This is a genomic window from Ferruginibacter sp. (assembly GCF_014377975.1).
Lineage (GTDB): Bacteria > Bacteroidota > Bacteroidia > Chitinophagales > Chitinophagaceae > Ferruginibacter.
On the sequence record NZ_JACMOO010000292.1, the window covers coordinates 1 to 3,396 of the forward strand.

At 39.7% G+C, this 3,396-nt stretch carries 1 protein-coding gene; it reads left to right on the forward strand.

All coding sequences use genetic code 11. The features are described 5' to 3' along the window. A partial coding sequence (locus tag H7254_RS15110; protein ID WP_301933753.1) for an amino acid adenylation domain-containing protein occupies nucleotides 1-3,396 on the forward strand: 3,396 nt, incomplete at both ends.

Genomic DNA, 3,396 nt, shown 5'->3' on the forward strand with positions numbered 1-3,396 from the left:
CTGCAAACTATTCAGCGGTTGATGGCAAACTACAATGTGTTACTTAAGGCAGTTGGCAAACAACCATCATTATTGGTTGATAAAATTCCATTACTTACTGCCGCCGAAAGCAGCAAATTATTACTTGATTTTAATCACACCACAAATGAGATATCGAATGATTTTACGGTTGTTGACTTGTTCAAGCAACACGTATTAAAATCGCCCCTTGCTACAGCTGTAAAATATAAAGACCAGGTACTAACTTTTAAGCAACTCGATCAACTATCCGATCGGCTTGCTATAAAGATTTTAGCACAAGGTGGCAGGCCTGGAGACAACATCCCGCTTTGCATAAGCCGGGGTGTTAACATGATGATTGGCATTTGGGGTATACTAAAAGCAGGAGGAGTTTACGTTCCTGTTGACCCGTTTTATCCGGTAGAAAGAAAGGCGTTTATAGTAAGTGATACCAATGCTGCTATTTTGGTCTGCGATGATGAATCAAAAGCTTCATTAGCAGATTTAAATGATGTTCAACTACTCAACCTTGATGATCTTGAATCCGGGACAGGTCTGGCCGATGCTGGTGAGTTTTCTTCCTTGGCATTACCTTCCAGCCCTGCTTATATCATTTACACTTCGGGTTCTACGGGTAAGCCAAAAGGAGTTATTATCACACATGCTTCACTGGTAAATTACCTGGTCAACAGCAAAACAAATTATGTTGATCCATCAAGCAACAATACCGGTTCCTACGTACACCTGTCGTTTACGTTTGATGCTTCAATCACTGCTTTATTTATGCCACTGCTGGCGGGTAAATCTGTTGTTATAAGTAGTACGGAAGGCGTGAATGTTTTTGAAGATGAAAATTTTTTAGCTCATGCTCCCTACGATTTTTTAAAGATTACACCAGCACACCTTGAGCTGTTAAAAAGTCTTGACATAGATAGTGACGAACCATGGGTAACCCGAAAACTGGTAATAGGTGGCGAAGCATTATACCCCGGCCAGTTTAATCATTTTTACAACGAGGATATTGAGGTGGAAGTGATCAATGAATATGGACCAACAGAAGCGACAGTGGGTTGTATTGTATTCAACTTTAGAACCGTTACAGATCATCATAAAATACAAAACGGAATATTGATTGGTAAACCAATTGACAACACCAGTATTTATATAATTGATAAAGCAAACAACCCTATGCCTTTAGGTGCAGCGGGAGAAATATGTATTGCAGGTAAAGGTCTGGCGCAAGGGTATATAAATAGGGAAGATCTTAATGCAGAGAAATTTATTGATCACTCCTTTGTTGATGGTGTAGTAACCCGTATGTATAAAACTGGTGACTATGGCCGATGGCTGGCTGATGGAAATATTGAGTACATAGGCAGGCAGGATGACCAGGTTAAGATTAGGGGTTACAGGGTTGAATTGGGGGAGATTGAAAACACCATTCTGCAAAGTGGCATGGTAAACCAGGCTACTGTAATTGTAAAGAATGATAAACAAAATAATAAGCGGTTAATCGCCTACATCGTATGTAAAAACGGTATCGATACAACCCAGGTTAAGGAATATTGTAATGAAGTATTGCCTGTGTATATGCAACCGTCTTTATGGGTAGCAGTAGACAGTATGCCGCTAACCATAAGTGGTAAAATTGATAAGAAAGCTTTGCCTGAACCGATGGATACTGTGCCTGTAATTGAAGCCGAAATGCAAGGCCAGCTTACCGAATTACAGGATGTGATTACAGAGATTTGGAAGGATTTATTAGAGATAGATACTGTAGGCATTCATGACAATTTTTTTGCCATGGGTGGCGACTCTTTGTTGGGTGTTAGAGTGGTGGCAGCAATCCGTAAAAAGCTTTCCATCGATATTGAGATCAACTCAATTTTCGATCATTCAACCATCGCCTCATTAAGTTCCTTTATCGAGAATAAGAATGAAAGTGCCAATACGCCTGACATCATCGCAACCGTACGTCCGCATCAAATTCCGTTATCGTTTGCCCAGGAGCGTTTGTGGTTCATCAACCAGTTAGAAGGCAGTACTCAATACCATATTAGCATCGTCCTTCAACTCAATGGTATACTTAATGTAAAGGCTTTACAATATGCATTCAAAAGTGTTATAAAACGTCACGAGGTATTAAGAACAGTTATTAAAACAGATGATGGAAAACCATACCAGTTTATAAATACCCCTGATGAATTTCATTTGCATACGTTGCAAATTTCTGCTGATGATAACAATGAAGAACATCTGCATCAGCTTGTAAGTAAGTTGGTTAATCAGCCATTTAATTTTGAAGAAGATTATATGGCAAGGGTTCAATTGCTTCAATTAGCAAGCGAAGAACACCTGTTGGTTATTACGTTTCATCACATTGCTTTTGATGGTATTTCCAATACAATTTTCATTAAAGAGTTTATAGCCTTATACGAGAATTTTATTGCAAACAGGCCTCCTGGTTTGCAGCCCTTGCATGTTCAATATGCCGACTATGCCATTTGGCAACGCTCTTATTTGGCTGGTGATGTTTTAAATGAAAAATTAAATTTCTGGAAACAAAATCTTACAGGTCTTGCTCCATTGGAACTGCCAACCGATTTTACCCGTCCATCACTTCAATCTTTTGAAGGGCGGGTAGTGCCATTCAGTTTCGATGAACAATTATTAAGGGGTTTAAAGCAGTTGAGTACAAAAGAGGATGTGACATTATTTATGACTGCCTTGGCAGCGTTTTATGTGCTCTTATCTAAATACAGTGCGCAGCACGATATAAGTATTGGTACGCCGGTGGGTAATCGTTCGCAACACGAAATTGAACAGTTAATTGGCTTCTTTACCAACACGATCGTATTACGTGCAAATGTTGATGACAGCCAATCTTTCACCCGTTTTCTTAAAAGCGTAAAGGAACAATCGTTGCTGGCGTTTCAGCACCAGGATGTACCTTTTGAGAAGGTGGTAGATGCTGTATTAAATGTTAGAGATGTAAGCAGAAGTCCTTTGTTCCAGGTAATGTTTGTTTTTCAAAACGAAGCAGTTTCCGAGCCTACGTTTATTGGTGAAGTAAAGATCACACCAAAAAATCATCCTCATCAAACTTCAAAATTTGATCTTACTTTTTTCTTAAAAGAATCTGATAATTCTATCGAGGGTTTTGTAGAGTATGCAACGGGTTTGTATAAAGAAGATACTATCCTCAGGATGATTGGACATTATAAAACTTTGCTAACAGCCATCAGCGAAAATCCTTCTAACAAGATCTCCGACCTCACCTTATTAACGCCACCAGAGGAGCAGCAGTTGCTGAACGAGTTTGCTGGTCCCACCTCCGACTATAGCCACGCCGATGTAATAACAATGCTGCAGGAGCGGGCAACACAGCATCCCAAC